Raw genomic sequence first — 16175 nt, forward strand, 5'->3', positions numbered from 1 at the left:
ATGTCTCGTGATCTGGATCAGGTGCCTGAGCGTATGTAGTAAAGTCACCATTCAAACTAGCAAAAAAAAGCTCAACACATGCGGAATGGGCTTGACAGTCTATTATTCTATTATTCTATGCCTCTCCGGTGCTCCAAAAATCTCTCTTTAAATAAGGTCAGTTTTTTACTTTAAAGGCGTTAAATTTAATGTGTATGTCAAGTTTATTGCATTTGTAAGTCAAGCTAAATGAATTTGCATGTCAAGTAAAATCAATTTTAATGTCAAAACTTTTCGGAGTTCTTCGATCAGTCCTTGCTTGAATTTTATTTAATCATGTTGCCCGAAAGCACTATACTTTACATTACCATTCATTCGTAACGTTTGCACATGTCAGATTCTAGCTATTCATCTAAGCTTTCTAAATTAGATCATCTAAAAAATATTAAGGGATTGTAAACCTCCCCCAATCAGTGCCAGGTATTACTAGAGTTTTGAGGTTGATGAAATAATCGGTATTCAACAGGTGTCATCCCGTTGAGCGAATCATGTGGACATTGCTCGTTATCGGGCGCTGGCAACCCGGTTTGATAAATTGAAGCGAAATTATGAAAGTGTCGTCGCCATGGCCTGTGCTTTTTTATGGCTGCCTATGTGAAACGTCAACAGACCCTAGTCAAGGGATCAAAATTCGTCAAAAATTCCAGTTTTTCCCTAGTTTCGGCATTCTCTGTACGCGTACGCAAGCTGACTATGCAATAAGCAATGTCATTCACCATTTCTTCGAGAAGTCGCACTTCCGCCGTATCAAAAGCATCAGCCTCACAGGCATAGATATTTAAAGCACCGAGAATTTTTGCGTCACAAATGAGCGGCAATGACACGCTGGATTGATAGCCCCGCTCTAATGCAGCCTGACGCCAAGGAGCCATGCTGGCATTGGTCAGGATATTCTGAATGATGTGCGGTGTGCCGGTCCGGATGGCGGTACCGGTCGGGCCCTGTCCTTGCGGATTGTTGCCCCACGAAATATTAATCGTTTCAAGATAGCCGCTTTCATAGCCAGCTTGCGCAATCGGGCGTACTGTTTTTGCTTCATCCTGTTCGGCATAGCCGACCCAGGCCATCAGATAACCGCCGTTATCGACGCACAGACGGCAAATTTCAGATAGCAGATGATGCTCGTTCTCACTGCGTGACAGAGCGATATTACAGTCGCTGATGAGCCTGAGTGCGCGATTCAGTTTCTTTTGTTCTGCTTCGCTTTGCCGTAATTCGCTGGTCATATTTCTTGCGATTGCCAGCGCTCGGGAGCGTCCGGTGACCAGCAACCAGACCACCAGCGCGAGCAACACGCTGGCGATGCTGCCGGTAACGGCAATAATATTTGCCCGGTCACTTTTCAGTCTGGCATCGAATGCCGGCAATGAAGTGATGACGATGTTCCAGTGGTGTCCGAATAAAGCCAGTGGTTTGACGGTACGGAAAACTGCATCGTAGTTTTCCGTCATTTTTTTTGAGTCGTACATCAACTGGGGCGTTTCGGTTGAGAGGCCGTCATAAACACTCAGATGAAAAGGAGCGCTGCTTTCATCGAAACGATGACCGAGTATTCCTGTCATCAGGTCATTCATACGGAATGGTGCATAGACCCAGCCTTCGATATTCTGATGTCGCTCAGTGATGTTGTCATGCTGGCTATGCAGACGGTAAATCGGCATATACATAAGAAAACCAGCCTGCACATCCTGCTCGGTTTCCTGAACCAGTTTTACCTTACCGGAAATGATGGTCTTATCTTCTTCGATAGCTTTATTCAGTGCTGCGCGGCGAATGGCTTCAGAATACATATCGTAACCAATCGCACGCTGGTTCCGCCAGTTAGGTGGCTGCAGAAAGGTGATCGGAGCATAGATTTCACGTTCGCCTGCCGGACGGATATCGTATTCAATTGCGCCATTCGCCCGCATTTGGCTGATGAAGGCGCTTTTTTCTTTGGATGTAATAAAACGGGCAAAACCCACACCCTGAATCCCCGGAAATTTATCTTCAAATTTCAGTGTTTCAATATAGCGGTTGAATTCATCCTGACTGACGTTATGGGTGACGGTGAACAGGCCGGCGACACCTTCCAGGACTTGTTCATAGCTTTGCAGGCGCCGGATAATATTATCAACAGTCTCGTTCGATCTGTACTCGAACTCATCGTGCAGTGCCTGGCGATTGGCTTCGCGCGGCGTATCCTGAAGTGCATAGGTCAGTGCGAGACCGAGAATGAGAATGACCCATGGAATAAACTGGAAGCCGTAGTGGAGGTTTTCTTTTTTTAACATGGAAAATACAACGGTTAGTCGTTCCAGACACGATTACTAACTGAGTTCACTGAGAAATCTCAGCAGATTTGATTGATTTTGCATACCAATTAATCTAATGCAAACCATAGCTGACAGACTTTGGTATGGTCAACCGTTTTCCGGCGACATCGTCTTTTTTTGGTATTCCATGCGTGGACAGATCATGTCCGGATTTTTATCTTGCGCAATTCTTGCGCAATAAATAGAAACAGTTGCGATTAAGCGCGCTATTTCGACATTATTTAATTTCCCGAAATGATAAACTGCCAGACTATCGACATAGCGGCATATTCCCGCCTTCTGATCCAGATCAACGTTCAACGTTGCCTGTCATCGTAAAAAATATAAAACAATCAAACAATCGTTGTCACCAATTCTGAATACTTATGCCCTCGTCAAGCAGCACCTTTGTCAATACACCGGATAACGGAATTTTGTATGGTCAGTCTCAGCCCGATCTGATTCGCGAAGAAATCCTTGCAGACCTGCTGGAAGCGACAGCCTCCCGTTACCCGGATAAAACGGCGCTGATTTTTGAAAAACGCGCACTGACGTACAGTGAGTTAAACGCAGCTGCAGATCGCGTCGCATCATTTTTGATTTCAGCCGGGGTCGGCCCCGGGCAAATCGTCGGCTTATGGTTACCGCATGGTATTGATCTGCTGGTCATGCAGGCAGGCATTGCGAAAACCGGAGCAGCTTGGCTTCCTTTTGATGCGGATACGCCGGTCGAGCGTATCGCAGTTTGCCTGGCAGATGCCAGTGCGGCCGGCATCCTGTCCTGCGCCGGGTTTGAAAGTCAGCTGCATCAATTGCCTCTCCCGATCTGGATCGCGGAAATTGCGGCGGCACATCAGCCTGAAATATTGTTGCGACGTCGCGGTAGTCACTCCACAGATCCTGCCTATGTTATTTACACATCAGGCTCGACCGGAAAGCCGAAAGGCATACTTGTTAGTCAGACAAGTATCTGCCATTTTTTACGCAGTGAAAATCAGGTATTGCAGATTGCGCCGTCCGACTGGGTCTATCAGGGATTTTCAGTGGCCTTCGATATGTCATTCGAAGAAATCTGGATTAGTTATCTGGTGGGGGCAACCTTATGGATAGCACCTAAAGCGATTACGGCCGACCCTGATCTGCTGCCTGTCGCGCTCGCAGAAAATCACATTACCGTTTTACATGCCGTCCCTACCCTGCTCGCTTTATTTTCGCAAGATGTTGCCAGCCTGCGTCTGATTAATCTTGGCGGCGAAATGTGCCCGGAAGCGCTGGTTAATCGCTGGAGCAAACCGGGACGGCAGATGTTCAATACCTATGGCCCGACGGAGGCAACGGTATCGGCCAGTCTTGCATCGTTGCAGCCTCAGCAAGCGGTGACGATAGGCAAACCTCTGCCAAATTATTCGCTGATGGTGATTGCAACCGATATTGAACATGGTCTGCGCTTGTTGCCGTGGGGAGAGACGGGGGAACTTTGCATTTCCGGCCCTGGCGTCGCAACTGGTTATCTGGGACGCCCCGATTTAACAGCAGAAAAATTTCTGCCGAATCCGTGGGCAACACAAGCAAACGAAGCACGTTTATACAGAACCGGTGATCTGGCCTGCATACAGCCGGATGGCAGCGTTGTTTGTCTTGGGCGTGCCGATGATCAGGTGAAAATTCGCGGTTTCCGGGTTGAGTTAGGGGAAATTGAAACTGTCCTCGCACAGCAAACCGGTGTTGGTACTGTCGCCGTGGTCTTGCGTCAGGATCAGGGTATAGACCAGATCGTTGCGTTCATCGTCCGCGAAGACATTCATGCAGAAAATACGGTTGCATCGATGGCGACGCAATCCGACGCTGAATTCGGCGCAGGCTTGCGGGGCGTACTTAGCGCGCTTCTGCCACCATATATGGTGCCGTCGCGCTTCGAATTCATGACGGAAGTTCCGCGCCTGACCTCAGGAAAAATCGATCGCAACGAGTTAAAACGATGTGTCTTACAAGCCGTAGCCGCATCCGGCGAATCGGACGTTGCGGAGTCCGCAACTGAGGAAGTGTTGTTCAGTGCGCTGGCAAGCTTATTCCCCGGACAGACAATACGGCGCGACGCCGATTTTTTCAATGATCTTGGCGGCCATTCGCTGATGGCGGCAAAACTGGTGTCTGTATTACGAAAACATCCCCGTTTTGCGTATTTCAAGATTGCCGACATCTATCAGCGTCGCAGTGTGCAAGGTATTTCTGAGGTATTGGAGGCCGCCGGTTTGCTGCAGGATGCGGCCCTCGCAGATGCTCAGGAAACCTGGAACCCGGCACCAGTCTGGAAACGCTGGATCTGTGGCGCGGCGCAGGCTGCTACGGTGCCGTGGCTGGTGGCCATGCGTATGGTGCAATGGCTGACGCCGTTTTTTGCTTACCATTTCTTTACTGGTGACCCCGGTGACTCGATTACGCGCGCAGTGTTGTTGTCGGTTGGCGTGTTTTTATTATTGACGGTTGCAGAATTCGCGATTGCGATTATCGGCAAATGGCTGATTGCCGGACGATTGAAACCCGGTCGTTATCCGTTGTGGGGCGTGACGTATTTCCGCTGGTGGCTGGCAGATCGGCTGGTTGATGCCGCGCCAGTCTATATGCTGAGTGGTTCTGCATTGTATTCGTGGTGGCTACGTGCACTCGGCGCGAAGATAGGCCGCGATGTGATGATAGGTTCGATCACCTTGCGTGCGCCGGATCTGCTGTCCATCGGGGATGGTGCCAGCATAGGCAATGCAACGAATCTGGAAAATGTGCGGGTTCAGCATGGTGAACTTCTGATCGGCAGCATCAACATCGCCAAAGATGCTTATGTCGGTTCGTATTGCGTACTCGAAGGAAATGTCACGCTGGAAGAAGGCGCGCATCTGGAAGGGCAATCCGCATTGGCGGAAGGTCAGATTATTCCACGCGATCGTATCTGGAAAGGATCCCCGGCAAAAGATGTTGGCGCGTTTGATGCCAATGCTTATCCCGCAAGACCGGCTTACAGTAAGCTGCGCGCGATCGGCGAAAACACCTTTTTCATCGTGGGCTCGCTGTTTATCAGCGCGCTGTTTTTTATGCCGGTCTTCCCCAGTTTTGTGACGATAGACTGGTTCGATAATGCGGATAATTTCCCGTGGCTGCAAACCAATTCGGTTCCTTTGCAACTGGCGAAATATTTCATACTCGCGTTTCCGGCGACAGCTGTTCTGATCGTCTGCACTGCCCTGCTTTCTGCTGGTATACGCTGGAGCATTCTGCCCAAACTGAAACCGGGTAGTTACGCGGTACATGGCAACATCTATTGCGGAAAATGGCTGGTTAATCAGATTCAGGAATCGAGTCTGAATGTGCTGCATGGCGTGTATGCAACGGTATATGCACCGTTCTGGTACCGGATGCTGGGTGCCAAAGTCGGCAAAGGCGCTGAAATTTCAACGGCATTGGGCGTGGTGCCGGACATGCTGACACTGGGCGATGAAACCTTCATTGCCGACGCTGTGTTACTTGGTGATGAGCAGATAGATCGTGGCTGGATGACCATGCATCCAACGGTCGTTTCGCGCCGTAGTTTTGTCGGCAACGGCGCCTACATCCCGGATGGAACAGTACTGCCCGAGAATGTGCTGATAGGCGTGCACACCTGCGCGCCAGACAATGCGCAAATGAAAAATGGCGATACCTGGCTGGGGTCGCCGCCGATCAATTTGCCGGCACGCGAAGAGGTCAAAGGTTTCCCTGAAAGTTTAACGTTCAAGCCTTCAGTGATGCGACGCATAGGACGCACGCTGGTTGAAACTTTCCGGATTATTGCGCCACACGCGATGGTGATTGCCGTTGGTTACACCGTCGTTCTTGACCTGATGCCGCTCGCGGGGGAAGACCGTTGGGCTGAGGTGTTGTATTACCTGGTAGCCTCAGGCTTGCTGTATGGAGTCGGCAGTTTTGTCTTTGTACTGGTGTTGAAATGGCTGCTGATTTTCCGTTATAAGAAAGCCAGCGTCCCCATGTGGACGCCATTTGTCTGGTTATCGGAAGGCATTACGAATTTATACGAAGGGATTGCTGTACCGAATTTCATGCGCTATCTGCGTGGTACGCCCTGGTTACCGCTGGCATTCAATCTGCTTGGCTGCAAAATTGGTCGCGGTGTGTATATGGACACAACCGATATTACTGAGTTTGATTGTGTCAGCATTGGCGACCACAGCGAAATCAATGCCCTCTCCTGCCCGCAAACCCATTTATTTGAAGATCGCGTCATGAAAATTGATCATGTCAGCATCGGTGAACGTGTTTACATGGGGCCGCGCAGTGCCGTGTTGTACAGCGCAGTTGTCGGTAATGATGCAAGCCTGGGGGCGCTGACGCTGGTGATGAAAGGGGAGTTTATTCCTGCGAATTCGCATTGGCGCGGTTGCCCGGCCGCGATGACGGCAAATAACTAGCAATATGCCGGACCTGCGCGCTGTAAGCCTGCCAGATTTCCCTGTCTATGACTGGGAAACACAGCGCTGGTCTGCTCTCGATTATTTCAGGCAACAGTCCAATGTGGTGATCGGACTGTCTTTTCCACCAAATCTTCAGCGCGAAACCGCCAGACAACAACTGCATCTCGCCATCACTGAATTACTGATGCAGGCGTTTTCCAGTGCAGCGGAACAGATACGGCTGATCCGTGTCGCAGGTAGCAAACTGCAATGCGTCGTTGCCGCACAAGAAGTTTTTATTTCCGTCAGCCATGAATCTGGCTTATCGTTAGCCGCGATCAGTCAGAAACAGCAGCCGGGTATCGACCTGATGGCAGTAAAGGCTATGGATGACTGGCAGGATATTGCCGGTATCTATTTCAGTCCTCAGCAAATCGCAGCACTACAACAGGTGCAAGATGGTGAACGCGCAACGCTGTTTGCGCATTACTGGACAATGATGGAAGCGCGTTTTAAATGTGCTGGCATTGCCATGACAGAGTACGATGACCACGTTCAGCAACAGATGGCATCGGTTTTAAAAGATGCTCAAATCTATGCGCTGGCATTGCCTGCTGGCTATATCGGCACGCTGATATTGCGACCCTGATCATTTCCCCAGCCTTACCTGCAAGGCTACTGTTCAGGCTGTTGCGCTTGCTGATACTGCTGCACTACGGTATGCACAAGCAATAACAAAAATAGCAAAATCAGGCGTGCATATTGCGAAGCATAAGACGCGAATCCTCAGTGCTTACCAGTTTGCCTTGGACAAAATAATCAGCCATTTCTTGCAGAACAAAATTTCCAGATGTCCTGGCTGTACACCTGTGGAGCAATCCAGTACGGGATTGACGTAATAAGCACGCTGTCTGTAATCGCGGCAGACAAATATCTCGCGACGACCTAAGCGCAGTAAAAAAGAAGTTGGCGACAATTGCAGACTGAAACGCGTATCAAAAGACTGATTGAGGTATGCCATAAATGAATCTCCGGGTTGGTTATAAAGGCAGTTCATACTTTTTTCTGACCCTTGAAGCGCAGAGCATTTCCGGTCACTACAAAAAATAATGAACTACCTTGTTACAAAAAAGATCGCGAAGGACATCATCGACTGCATCGTTCAGTGAGGCTTTCATTCATCACTGACTCATCGTTTGTCCATGGAAAGCACTTTAACATAAAATACTGTATATGCAATCAGTATATTTAAAAGTGTCGCAAACTTTCCACTGCCGAGAAATCTGTATATCCCCGCAAAGCATTATCTGGCTTCACTTTTCAGCGATATTGCAGCTACGTCTGAAAAACTATTGCAGTTCAGATAGTCTGATTTATACTGTACGCATAATCAGTATAAATTTATTTTGGCATGAATAAGAATACGCAAATCCCTGTTTTGAATGGCCTACAAGACCTGCACCCCGCACTCTGGCGCGCATCGCAACTCGCGCACGGCGTGGCAAAAACAGTGGCAAGCGGCTACATAGCTCTGAACCGGGAGTTGCCGGATAGCGGCTGGCCATTAGGTCAGTTGACAGAGATACTGACCGAACAAGCAGGCACAGCAGAGTTACGACTGTTATTACCGGCAATAAAAAAAATGGGCGCGCGCCCGCTTGCTTTGCTGGCACCCCCCTACACACCGCAAGTCACGGCTTTATTGAGTCAGCAATTGTGCTCATCGCAATTACTGTGGGTAGCGTGCGATAAACATGCAGACAGTTTGTGGGCTGCGGAGCAAATATTACGGCATGGCAGTTGCGGTACCTTGCTATTCTGGCAGCCGCAGATACGCACCGAGGCATTGCGACGACTGCATCTGGCAGCACAAGCCTCTGAGACTTTGTTTTGTCTGATACGACCTTTACGTGCGGCAGCCTCTGCATCGCCTGCACCTCTGCGTGTCAGCGTGCGGCCGACAGCATTTGGTTTGCAAGTGCATTTACTTAAACGACGCGGGGCATTGCGCGAGGCACCTTTGCCTTTGTATTTACCTGATCACCCGTATCTCAATCCGCATCTCAATCCCTATATCAGCCCGCGTGCACCGGAAATCTCACCTTCTATACCTGTCGAGACCACATCTGTCCGGCACAAAGTTTCCGCTGTTTTTCACAATCATCTGCAAGCTAAGCATGCAACTGAGTGATGCAAAAAAGGCTGAAGTATGACGGCACCCTTCCTTCCGCGACATGAGCGAAAAATCAGTGTAGATGCAGATGCAAATACAGAAATGTCGTCAGTCAGATCGCACAAACTCGCAACAGCCAGTAAGTCAGCTGGACCACCGCAGCTCTGGATTGCGGTGCATTTCCCTTTGCTGGAGCTGGATGTGTTTTTACCGTACTGGCAGCGGCGCAGAGAAGATCACGGCAGCGTCGTCTTACAGCAAAACCGCGTGACAGCGATGTCTGAAACCGCGCAACAGGCTGGCGTACGCGCAGGCATGCGGCGTGGCGGCGTTCTCATGTTGCTACCAACGGCAAAGTTGTTTCAGCGGGATTTAGTCAGACAAAAAAATGCCTTAGAGGCTGCCGCCATCGCCTTATTGCGATATACGCCGCAGGTAGCCATCGCAGAAGAAGCCACCATCGTGCTCGATATCGGTGCCAGTTTGCGTCTGTTCGGTAGCTTGCGGGCATTGCGTCAGCATGTACGGCAAACCATGGAAATACTGGGTTTGCATACCACCATTGCCTGCGCCCCGTTTGCCAAAGCCGCCTGCATACTGGCGCGTGATGCGGCCCGCCAGCACAAATCCGGCGCGCAGTGTTTACATCCGCAGCGCTTGCCCACCCGGCTGAATGGGCTGCCAGTCAGTCTGCTGATACATGCCCGTCCCTGTCTGGAATTATTGCAAGGGCTGGCATGTCACACACTTTTTCATCTGCAACAACTGCCGCGCGCTGGTGTGCAACGTCGTTTTGGTAAAGCCTTGCTGGATGAGCTGGATCAGGTCTATGGCAGGCAGAGCACTTTATTCACCTGGGTCGTGGCAGCGCCGCGATTCCATGCCAGCCTGGAATTGCCCGACAGGCTGGAGCGCAGCGATATGATACTGACGTATTGCCATAGCCTGCTCAGGCAATTAAGCGGCTGGCTCAGTGTGCATCGTCTCGCTGTGAAGCAAATCCGCCTGCAGTTGCAGCATGAGCGCGGTCGTCAGGCGGTCGCGCCAAGCATACTGAACATCGTTATGGCTGAAGCTTGCTGGCAAGACGCGCATTTGCTGCCACTGCTCAAAGAAAAGTTAGCGCAACTCAGCCTGCCATCTGCGGTGATAGCGCTGGTGCTGGAGGCGCCAGAGACGGTTGCGCTTGATGTGCAAAGCGAATCTTTGTTTCCAGAGCCGGGAGGAAAGCCGGAAGACCATCAGCGTTTGCTGGCCTTGCTGGTGGCCCGGCTGGGCGAGGATCATGTCTTGCAAGCCGCGCCACTGGCCGATCACCGGCCTGAAATTGCGAATCAATGGATATCGGTCATGCAAAAACGCCCGGCAGGTGCAGAGATGCCTGCCGCTGCTTTGCTCCACAGACCCGCATGGTTATTGCCGCAGCCATTGCCGCTGACGTTGCGGCAACATCGCCCGTATTACCGCTCAATTCTGACGATAGTTTCACCCGCAGAACGTATAGAAGCGGGCTGGTGGACTACGCAAACCCAGGCCCGCGATTATTTTGTTGCCACCAGCGCAGATCATGTCCGTTACTGGATTTACCGCGAACGTTCCAGCGATCCTGAAAGCACGGCACCGCGCTGGTTTTTGCATGGGGTGTTTGGCTGATGCCCAACGATGAGCATGAACACAATGCTGCTGCGTCTGCTGGCCATCAATTGCCCGGATACGCAGAATTATTCTGCCTCTCAAATTTCAGTTTTCTGGAAGGCGCCTCGCATGCCGAAGAGTTAGTCAAACGCGCGGTGAATCTCGGCTATCAGGGAATCGCGATTACCGATGAATGCTCTCTCGCGGGCATCGTACGCGCGCATGAGGAAGCCAAAAAACATGCGTTGCCGCTGATAGTCGGCGCTTATTTCAGGCTGACTGAAACAGGAAATAGTATGCCGGGGCCGACGCTGATTATTCTGGCCTGCAACCGCGAAGGCTATGGCAATCTGTCTGAGCTTATCACACTGGCCCGCAGCCGCTGCATCAAAGGCAGCTATTTGCTCAATACTACCGACTTCAGTCATCCGCCAGCCGGTTACGAACATCTTGCTGGTATGCCGGATTGCTTACTGATACTGGTACCCGAATATCCTTTGCGCCCACCCGTTCTGGCACAGCAGGCGGCCTGGTGCGCGCAGGTCTTTCCACAACGCAGCTGGATGGGGCTGAATCTGCTGCTGCAATTAGCTGACGCTTATCAATTGCAGCATGTCAGCCATATCGCCGCTGAATATGCGTTACCGGTCGTCGCCATCGGCCATGTCACCATGCATGTGCGTTCGCGCAAGCCTTTGCAGGACACGATGACAGCTATACGTCTAGGCAAAGCCATTGCCGATTGCGGTTATGCACTGGCCCCCAATGCAGAACAGCATCTGCGCTCGCGATTGCGGCTGGCCAGTATTTATCCACCATCGACGCTGGCTGAAACGCTGCGCATTGCCAGCTTATGCCATTTCTCACTGGATGAATTGCGCTATGAATATCCGGATGAACTGGTGCCCGAAGGCATGACGCCCGCGCTCTATCTGCGGCAGGAAGTTATGGCAGGTGCGCATCTGCGTTATCCCAAAGGCATACCGGATCACGTCGCGGCAACGATAGAACATGAGCTGCATCTGATTAACGATCTGGCTTATGAGCCTTATTTTCTGACGGTGCACGATATCGTCAAATTTGCCCGCAGCCAGGACATTCTTTGCCAAGGGCGTGGTTCCGCCGCTAATTCCGTCGTTTGCTATTGCCTGCACATCACAGAGGTGAATCCCGAGGTGAACACACTGCTGTTTGAACGCTTCATTTCCAAAGAACGTGGCGAACCGCCAGACATCGATGTCGATTTTGAACATCAGCGGCGTGAAGAGGTAATGCAATATATCTACAACAAATATGGCCGCAATCGTGCTGCGCTGGCGGCTGCCGTACATACCTATCGCCCGCGCGGTGCGCTGCGCGAAGTCGGCAAGGCGCTAGGCGTTGATCTGGCAATTATTGATGCTGTCGCAAAATCTCACCGCTGGTTCGACAGCAAGCAGGATTTACTGCAGCGCTTTGAAGAATGTGGTCTCGATACGCAATCCATGCTGGCACAGCAATGGGCAACACTGGCAACACGTTTATTAGGATTTCCGCGCCATCTGTCGCAACACAGCGGCGGCTTCGTGATTGCACGCGGCAAGTTATCGCGCCTGGTGCCGATAGAAAACGCCGCCATGAAAGACCGCCGCGTGATTCAGTGGGATAAAGACGATCTTGAATCGCTGGGTTTGCTGAAAGTCGATGTGCTGGCGCTCGGCATGTTATCGGCATTAAAGCTGGCACTCGATATGATGGCGATGTTTCCCGGCAAACCAGCCACGATGCAGGACATTCCGCGCGAAGACGTCGCCACCTATGACATGATCTGCAAAGCCGATACCGTCGGCGTGTTCCAGATTGAATCGCGGGCGCAGATGAGCATGCTGCCGCGCTTACGCCCGCGCGAATTTTACGATCTGGTGGTGCAGGTTGCCATTGTGCGCCCCGGGCCGATACAAGGCGGCATGGTGCATCCATATCTGCGGCGGCGTCAGGCGCTGGAAGCGGTAGAAACCTATCATGATCCGGCGATGCAAAAAGCGCTGGGGCGCACGCTCGGCGTGCCTATTTTTCAGGAACAAGTGATGCAGATCGCCATGCTCGCCGCCGACTTTACGCCTGGCGAAGCCGATGGCTTGCGACGCGCGATGGCCGCCTGGAAACGCAAAGGCGGGCTGGAGTCTTACCACGACCGCATCGTCAATGCGATGGTCGGCAACGGTTACAGCGAAACCTTTGCCGAAGGCATATTCGAACAGATGAAAGGTTTTGGCGAATATGGTTTTCCTGAAAGCCATTCCGCCAGCTTCGCCATTCTGGCCTATGTCAGCAGCTGGATCAAACGACATGAGCCGGCGATTTTTTTATGCTCGCTGCTGAATTCGCAGCCAATGGGGTTTTATTCACCATCGCAGTTATTGCAAGACGCACGCCGCCATGATGTGCAGGTGCGCGCCGTCGATGTCATGCACAGCAACTGGGATAGCTCGCTCGAGCCGGACATGCATTTCAACCGCTACACCCAGACGCCACAACCTGTGGTGCGTCTGGGGCTGTCCTTGCTGAATGGCATGTCGGCAGCGGCAGCGCTGCGCATACAACAAGCGCGTCAGCAACAGGCGTTTACCGATGTCACCGATCTGGCGCGACGTGCAGATCTGAACCGTCATGATCTGCAGGTGCTGGCGGCAGGCAACGCCCTCACCTCGCTCGCTGGTCACCGGCGTCAGGCCTTGTGGCAGGCAGTCGGCTCCTTGCCGGATAAAGATTTACTGCGCCCGACCACGTTACAGGAATCTGCGCCAGAGTTGCGTGCGCCTTCGGAAGCACAAGAAATTTTCAGCGATTACCACAGCATGGGGCTGACTTTGCAACGGCATCCTGTTGCTTTGCTGCGCACGCAATTGCTGGCGAAACGGTTTCTGCCAGCCGAGACGCTCAACACCTTTCAGCAAGATCAGTTTGCCCGCGCCTGCGGCATCGTCACCGTCAGGCAACGCCCGGGAACTGCCAATGGCGTTTTGTTTTTGACGATAGAAGATGAAACCGGCCCGGTGAATGTGATTATCTGGCCATCGCTGCTGGAGCAGCAAAGGCGCGAGGTGCTGGGCGCGCGCTTATTGGGTGTGTATGGAATATGGCAGCGCCAGAATGAAGTCTGCCATCTGGTCGCCAAGCGGCTGGTGGATATGTCGCATCTGCTGGGCGAGCTTGCCGTCAGCAGCCGTGATTTTTGTTGATCTGGCATGTCCAGACCGGAATCTCTCAATCATCATGCGCCTTCGCAGCACATTTTGCCCGGCAAGCCTCATGCTGATTCAGTCTCGCTCTGGTCAGCTTGAAACACAGTTTATTTAAGACAGCCTTAATACTGTATCGACTGCAAATGCGTTTTGATAATCGTCGCGCTTTGCTTTAATGCCGCATGTTCTTCCGCATTCAGTGTCGGCAATATCGTCATTTCTATGCCGTTGCGCCCGATAATGTGCGGCAGCGACAAGGCCACATCCGGCACACCTTCGACTTCCGTCATCACCGAACTCGCCGTAAACACACTGCGCTCGTCAAACAAGATGCAACGGCTGAGTGCCGCAATTGCCGCACCGATGCCGTAATAGGTAGAGCCTTTGCCCGCGATGATTTTATAAGCGGCACGCCGCACATCCTGATCCACCTGCTGCATGATTTCTGCAGTCAGCGGCTGGCCGCTGGCGAGCGCAAATTGCTCGAGTGGCACGCCCGCCACACTCGCACCCGACCAGTTCAGCACCTCAGAATCACCATGTTCACCCAGCACATACGCATGCACAGAACTCGGCGCGACGTTATAGCGCTGGCCCAGCAGTGTGCGGAAACGCCCGGTATCGAGCATGGTGCCGGTGCCGAGCACACGGGACGCTGGCATCCCTTCCCGCACCGCAAGTTTGGTAGCGATCTGCGTCATGATATCGAGCGGATTGGTCGCAATCAGAATAATCGCATCTCGCGCCGCCCGCACTATGGGCGGAATAATGCCCGCGAAAATCTCTGCGTTTCGCTGCAACAGCGCAAGCCGCGTTTCGCCGGGCTGCTGATTCACCCCCGCCGCCACAATCACCAGCGCGCAGCCAGCCAGATCGGCAAACGTGCCGCCATGCACATTCACCGGATACGAAAACGGCGTCGCATGCAAAATATCCATCACATGCGCCTCTGCCAGCGCAGGGAAATGATCAACCAGCACCAGTTCGCTGCCTATGCCCTGCAACACCAGTGAATAAGCCGCCGTGCTGCCAACGTTGCCGGTACCGACAATGCCAATTTTCATAAATACTTTCGGGAAGAAATGCGTTGAGCCATGAGTGTATGAGGATGAGCTGAAGACGGTCTGACGTGCTTCAGCTTGAAGATGCCTCGCTACCGAACCAACTCTGCAATTTTTGTTTTGCCTGCGCCTTCACGTCTGCCGTGATATACAGCGACACCATCGCCACCGCAGCCGCCAGCGCACCAAGATCATCGCTGAAACCCGCCAGCGGAATCGCATCGGGAATCGCATCCAGCGGTGAAATGAAATAGGCCAGCGCACCATACATCACCGTCTTCGCCCACGCCGGTGTTTCCGGACGCTGCGCCGCATAGTACAGATACAGCGCCTTTTCTATCACCTCACGCCCCGCCTTCAGCGCAAAGCCTTTGAGCTTTTCCCAGAAACTGCTGTCCGAATAAGCGGTATTTTCCGGCGTCGTCATCGCGCATCCTTTCTCAAAAAAACATCCCAACACCCCTGATTTTACGCCACAGAACGACAAATAATACTGGGGGGAGTATATTTAATCGCCCAATGAATACGCTGAGAATAAGGCGAAAATGGCACATACTCCCCTGTTTTTATAAAAATGATCGTTTTTCAGCAGTAATTACAGTACAGTACAGTAGCATCCCATTCAAAGGTACTTTTAGCAATTAAGCAGAGTAGATCATGAGTAATCTTTTAGAAAAAATTCAGTCTGGAAAATATTCAAAGCAGGAGCTGGAAAATATAATCATCAACGCCACAGCCAAGGGACGAATAGAACTGCTTGATGCCGCAAAAATTGAGCTTTCCAAACAAGATAAATCTACAAAGCCAAAAATAATTAAAAAAATTGATGGTTATTTCATAACAGACGTTGCTTGCAATAGCAATGGCGACCTCATAACTCCGAAATTAATTGATATTGCTCGTGAACTGGTGGGGCACCCGTCCATTGAAGACATAGCTATATTAAAAACAGAAGTTCGATTTTATTTTAAAGGAAGGCACATGCTTTCCGGCATAGAAAGTTCAGATAAGTTTCGGGTTGGGATTTTAGATGAAACAAAAATTACAGATTCAACGATTACCCGCTGGGGCGAAATTGGAACCGTTGTAAAAGGACAGTATTTTGATGGCACATATGTCGATGTGCATTTTTATCCTCTCACGCAACTAACAAAAGCAATTGACATGGTAACTTTCAATTGATTCAAATTTAATTGAAATTAAAAGCATTTTATTTAAAAAATGAAGCCGGGTTAGATATTGTTTCACAGCTTAATTACAAAGATTTAATGCCTCTGTATCGCTATCCATCACTTTATCGCGTTAGACAT

At 51.3% G+C, this 16175-nt stretch carries 10 protein-coding genes and 1 pseudogene; 7 read left to right on the top strand and 4 right to left on the bottom strand.

Annotation, left to right across the window (positions count from 1 at the left end):
• Positions 1–535: 535 nt before the first annotated feature.
• Positions 536–637: pseudogene (locus ACOTSW_RS15475) on the top strand (IS5/IS1182 family transposase); the annotation flags it as partial.
• 4 nt (positions 638–641) lie between these two features.
• Here the strand turns inward: ACOTSW_RS15475 and ACOTSW_RS15480 are convergent.
• A complete protein-coding gene (locus ACOTSW_RS15480; protein ID WP_423679976.1) occupies positions 642–2312 on the bottom strand; it encodes a CHASE domain-containing protein in 1671 nt (556 codons plus the stop codon).
• Positions 2313–2719: 407 nt separating this feature from the next.
• On the opposite strand from ACOTSW_RS15480, the gene ACOTSW_RS15485 reads away from it, so the two are divergent.
• A complete protein-coding gene (locus ACOTSW_RS15485; RefSeq protein ID WP_423679977.1) occupies positions 2720–6790 on the top strand; it encodes a Pls/PosA family non-ribosomal peptide synthetase in 4071 nt (1356 codons plus the stop codon).
• A 4-nt stretch (positions 6791–6794) separates the two neighbouring features.
• Complete coding sequence (locus ACOTSW_RS15490; RefSeq protein WP_423679978.1) at positions 6795–7421, top strand: 4'-phosphopantetheinyl transferase family protein; 627 nt, start codon at positions 6795–6797, stop codon at positions 7419–7421.
• Between the two features lie 144 nt (positions 7422–7565).
• On the opposite strand, the gene ACOTSW_RS15495 is transcribed toward ACOTSW_RS15490, so the two are convergent.
• Positions 7566–7793 (bottom strand): hypothetical protein, encoded by a 228-nt coding sequence (locus ACOTSW_RS15495; protein WP_423679980.1) that lies wholly within the window; start codon positions 7791–7793, stop codon positions 7566–7568.
• A 417-nt stretch (positions 7794–8210) separates the two neighbouring features.
• Here ACOTSW_RS15495 and imuA point away from each other — a divergent pair, with 417 nt between their 5' ends.
• From imuA to ACOTSW_RS15510, 3 genes are all read left to right on the top strand, one after another.
• Complete coding sequence (gene imuA / locus ACOTSW_RS15500) at positions 8211–8963, top strand: translesion DNA synthesis-associated protein ImuA (RefSeq protein WP_423679981.1); 753 nt, start codon at positions 8211–8213, stop codon at positions 8961–8963.
• 84 nt (positions 8964–9047) lie between these two features.
• On the top strand, positions 9048–10598 hold the full coding sequence (locus tag ACOTSW_RS15505) for a Y-family DNA polymerase (protein WP_423679983.1): 1551 nt from the start codon (positions 9048–9050) through the stop codon (positions 10596–10598).
• On the top strand, positions 10598–13801 hold the full coding sequence (locus ACOTSW_RS15510; RefSeq protein WP_423679985.1) for an error-prone DNA polymerase: 3204 nt from the start codon (positions 10598–10600) through the stop codon (positions 13799–13801). Before ACOTSW_RS15505 ends, ACOTSW_RS15510 begins: the two co-directional genes overlap by 1 nt.
• 125 nt (positions 13802–13926) lie before the next feature.
• Here ACOTSW_RS15510 and ACOTSW_RS15515 read toward each other — a convergent pair whose 3' ends face one another.
• Together ACOTSW_RS15515 and ACOTSW_RS15520 are read right to left on the bottom strand one after the other, a co-directional pair.
• A complete protein-coding gene (locus ACOTSW_RS15515) occupies positions 13927–14868 on the bottom strand; it encodes an L-lactate dehydrogenase (RefSeq protein WP_423679986.1) in 942 nt (313 codons plus the stop codon).
• A 70-nt stretch (positions 14869–14938) separates the two neighbouring features.
• On the bottom strand, positions 14939–15292 hold the full coding sequence (locus ACOTSW_RS15520; protein ID WP_423679987.1) for a YkvA family protein: 354 nt from the start codon (positions 15290–15292) through the stop codon (positions 14939–14941).
• A gap of 230 nt (positions 15293–15522) precedes the next feature.
• Here ACOTSW_RS15520 and ACOTSW_RS15525 point away from each other — a divergent pair, with 230 nt between their 5' ends.
• Positions 15523–16047, top strand: coding sequence for a hypothetical protein (locus ACOTSW_RS15525; protein WP_186885334.1), 525 nt, complete (start codon positions 15523–15525; stop codon positions 16045–16047).
• The last annotated feature ends 128 nt before the right edge of the window (positions 16048–16175 follow it).

It is taken from the genome of Undibacterium sp. WLHG33, from assembly GCF_049544815.1.
GTDB lineage: Bacteria > Pseudomonadota > Gammaproteobacteria > Burkholderiales > Burkholderiaceae_D > Undibacterium.

Bases quoted from the DNA above. Each gene is read 5' to 3' on its own strand.
- ACOTSW_RS15480 (WP_423679976.1), bottom strand. From the start codon at position 2,312: ATGTTAAAAAAAGAAAACCTCCACTACGGCTTCCAGTTTATTCCATGG.
- ACOTSW_RS15485 (WP_423679977.1), top strand. From the start codon at position 2,720: ATGCCCTCGTCAAGCAGCACCTTTGTCAATACACCGGATAACGGAATT.
- ACOTSW_RS15490 (WP_423679978.1), top strand. From the start codon at position 6,795: ATGCCGGACCTGCGCGCTGTAAGCCTGCCAGATTTCCCTGTCTATGAC.
- ACOTSW_RS15495 (WP_423679980.1), bottom strand. From the start codon at position 7,793: ATGGCATACCTCAATCAGTCTTTTGATACGCGTTTCAGTCTGCAATTG.
- ACOTSW_RS15505 (WP_423679983.1), top strand. From the start codon at position 9,048: ATGTCGTCAGTCAGATCGCACAAACTCGCAACAGCCAGTAAGTCAGCT.
- ACOTSW_RS15510 (WP_423679985.1), top strand. From the start codon at position 10,598: ATGCCCAACGATGAGCATGAACACAATGCTGCTGCGTCTGCTGGCCAT.
- ACOTSW_RS15515 (WP_423679986.1), bottom strand. From the start codon at position 14,868: ATGAAAATTGGCATTGTCGGTACCGGCAACGTTGGCAGCACGGCGGCT.
- ACOTSW_RS15520 (WP_423679987.1), bottom strand. From the start codon at position 15,292: ATGACGACGCCGGAAAATACCGCTTATTCGGACAGCAGTTTCTGGGAA.
- ACOTSW_RS15525 (WP_186885334.1), top strand. From the start codon at position 15,523: ATGAGTAATCTTTTAGAAAAAATTCAGTCTGGAAAATATTCAAAGCAG.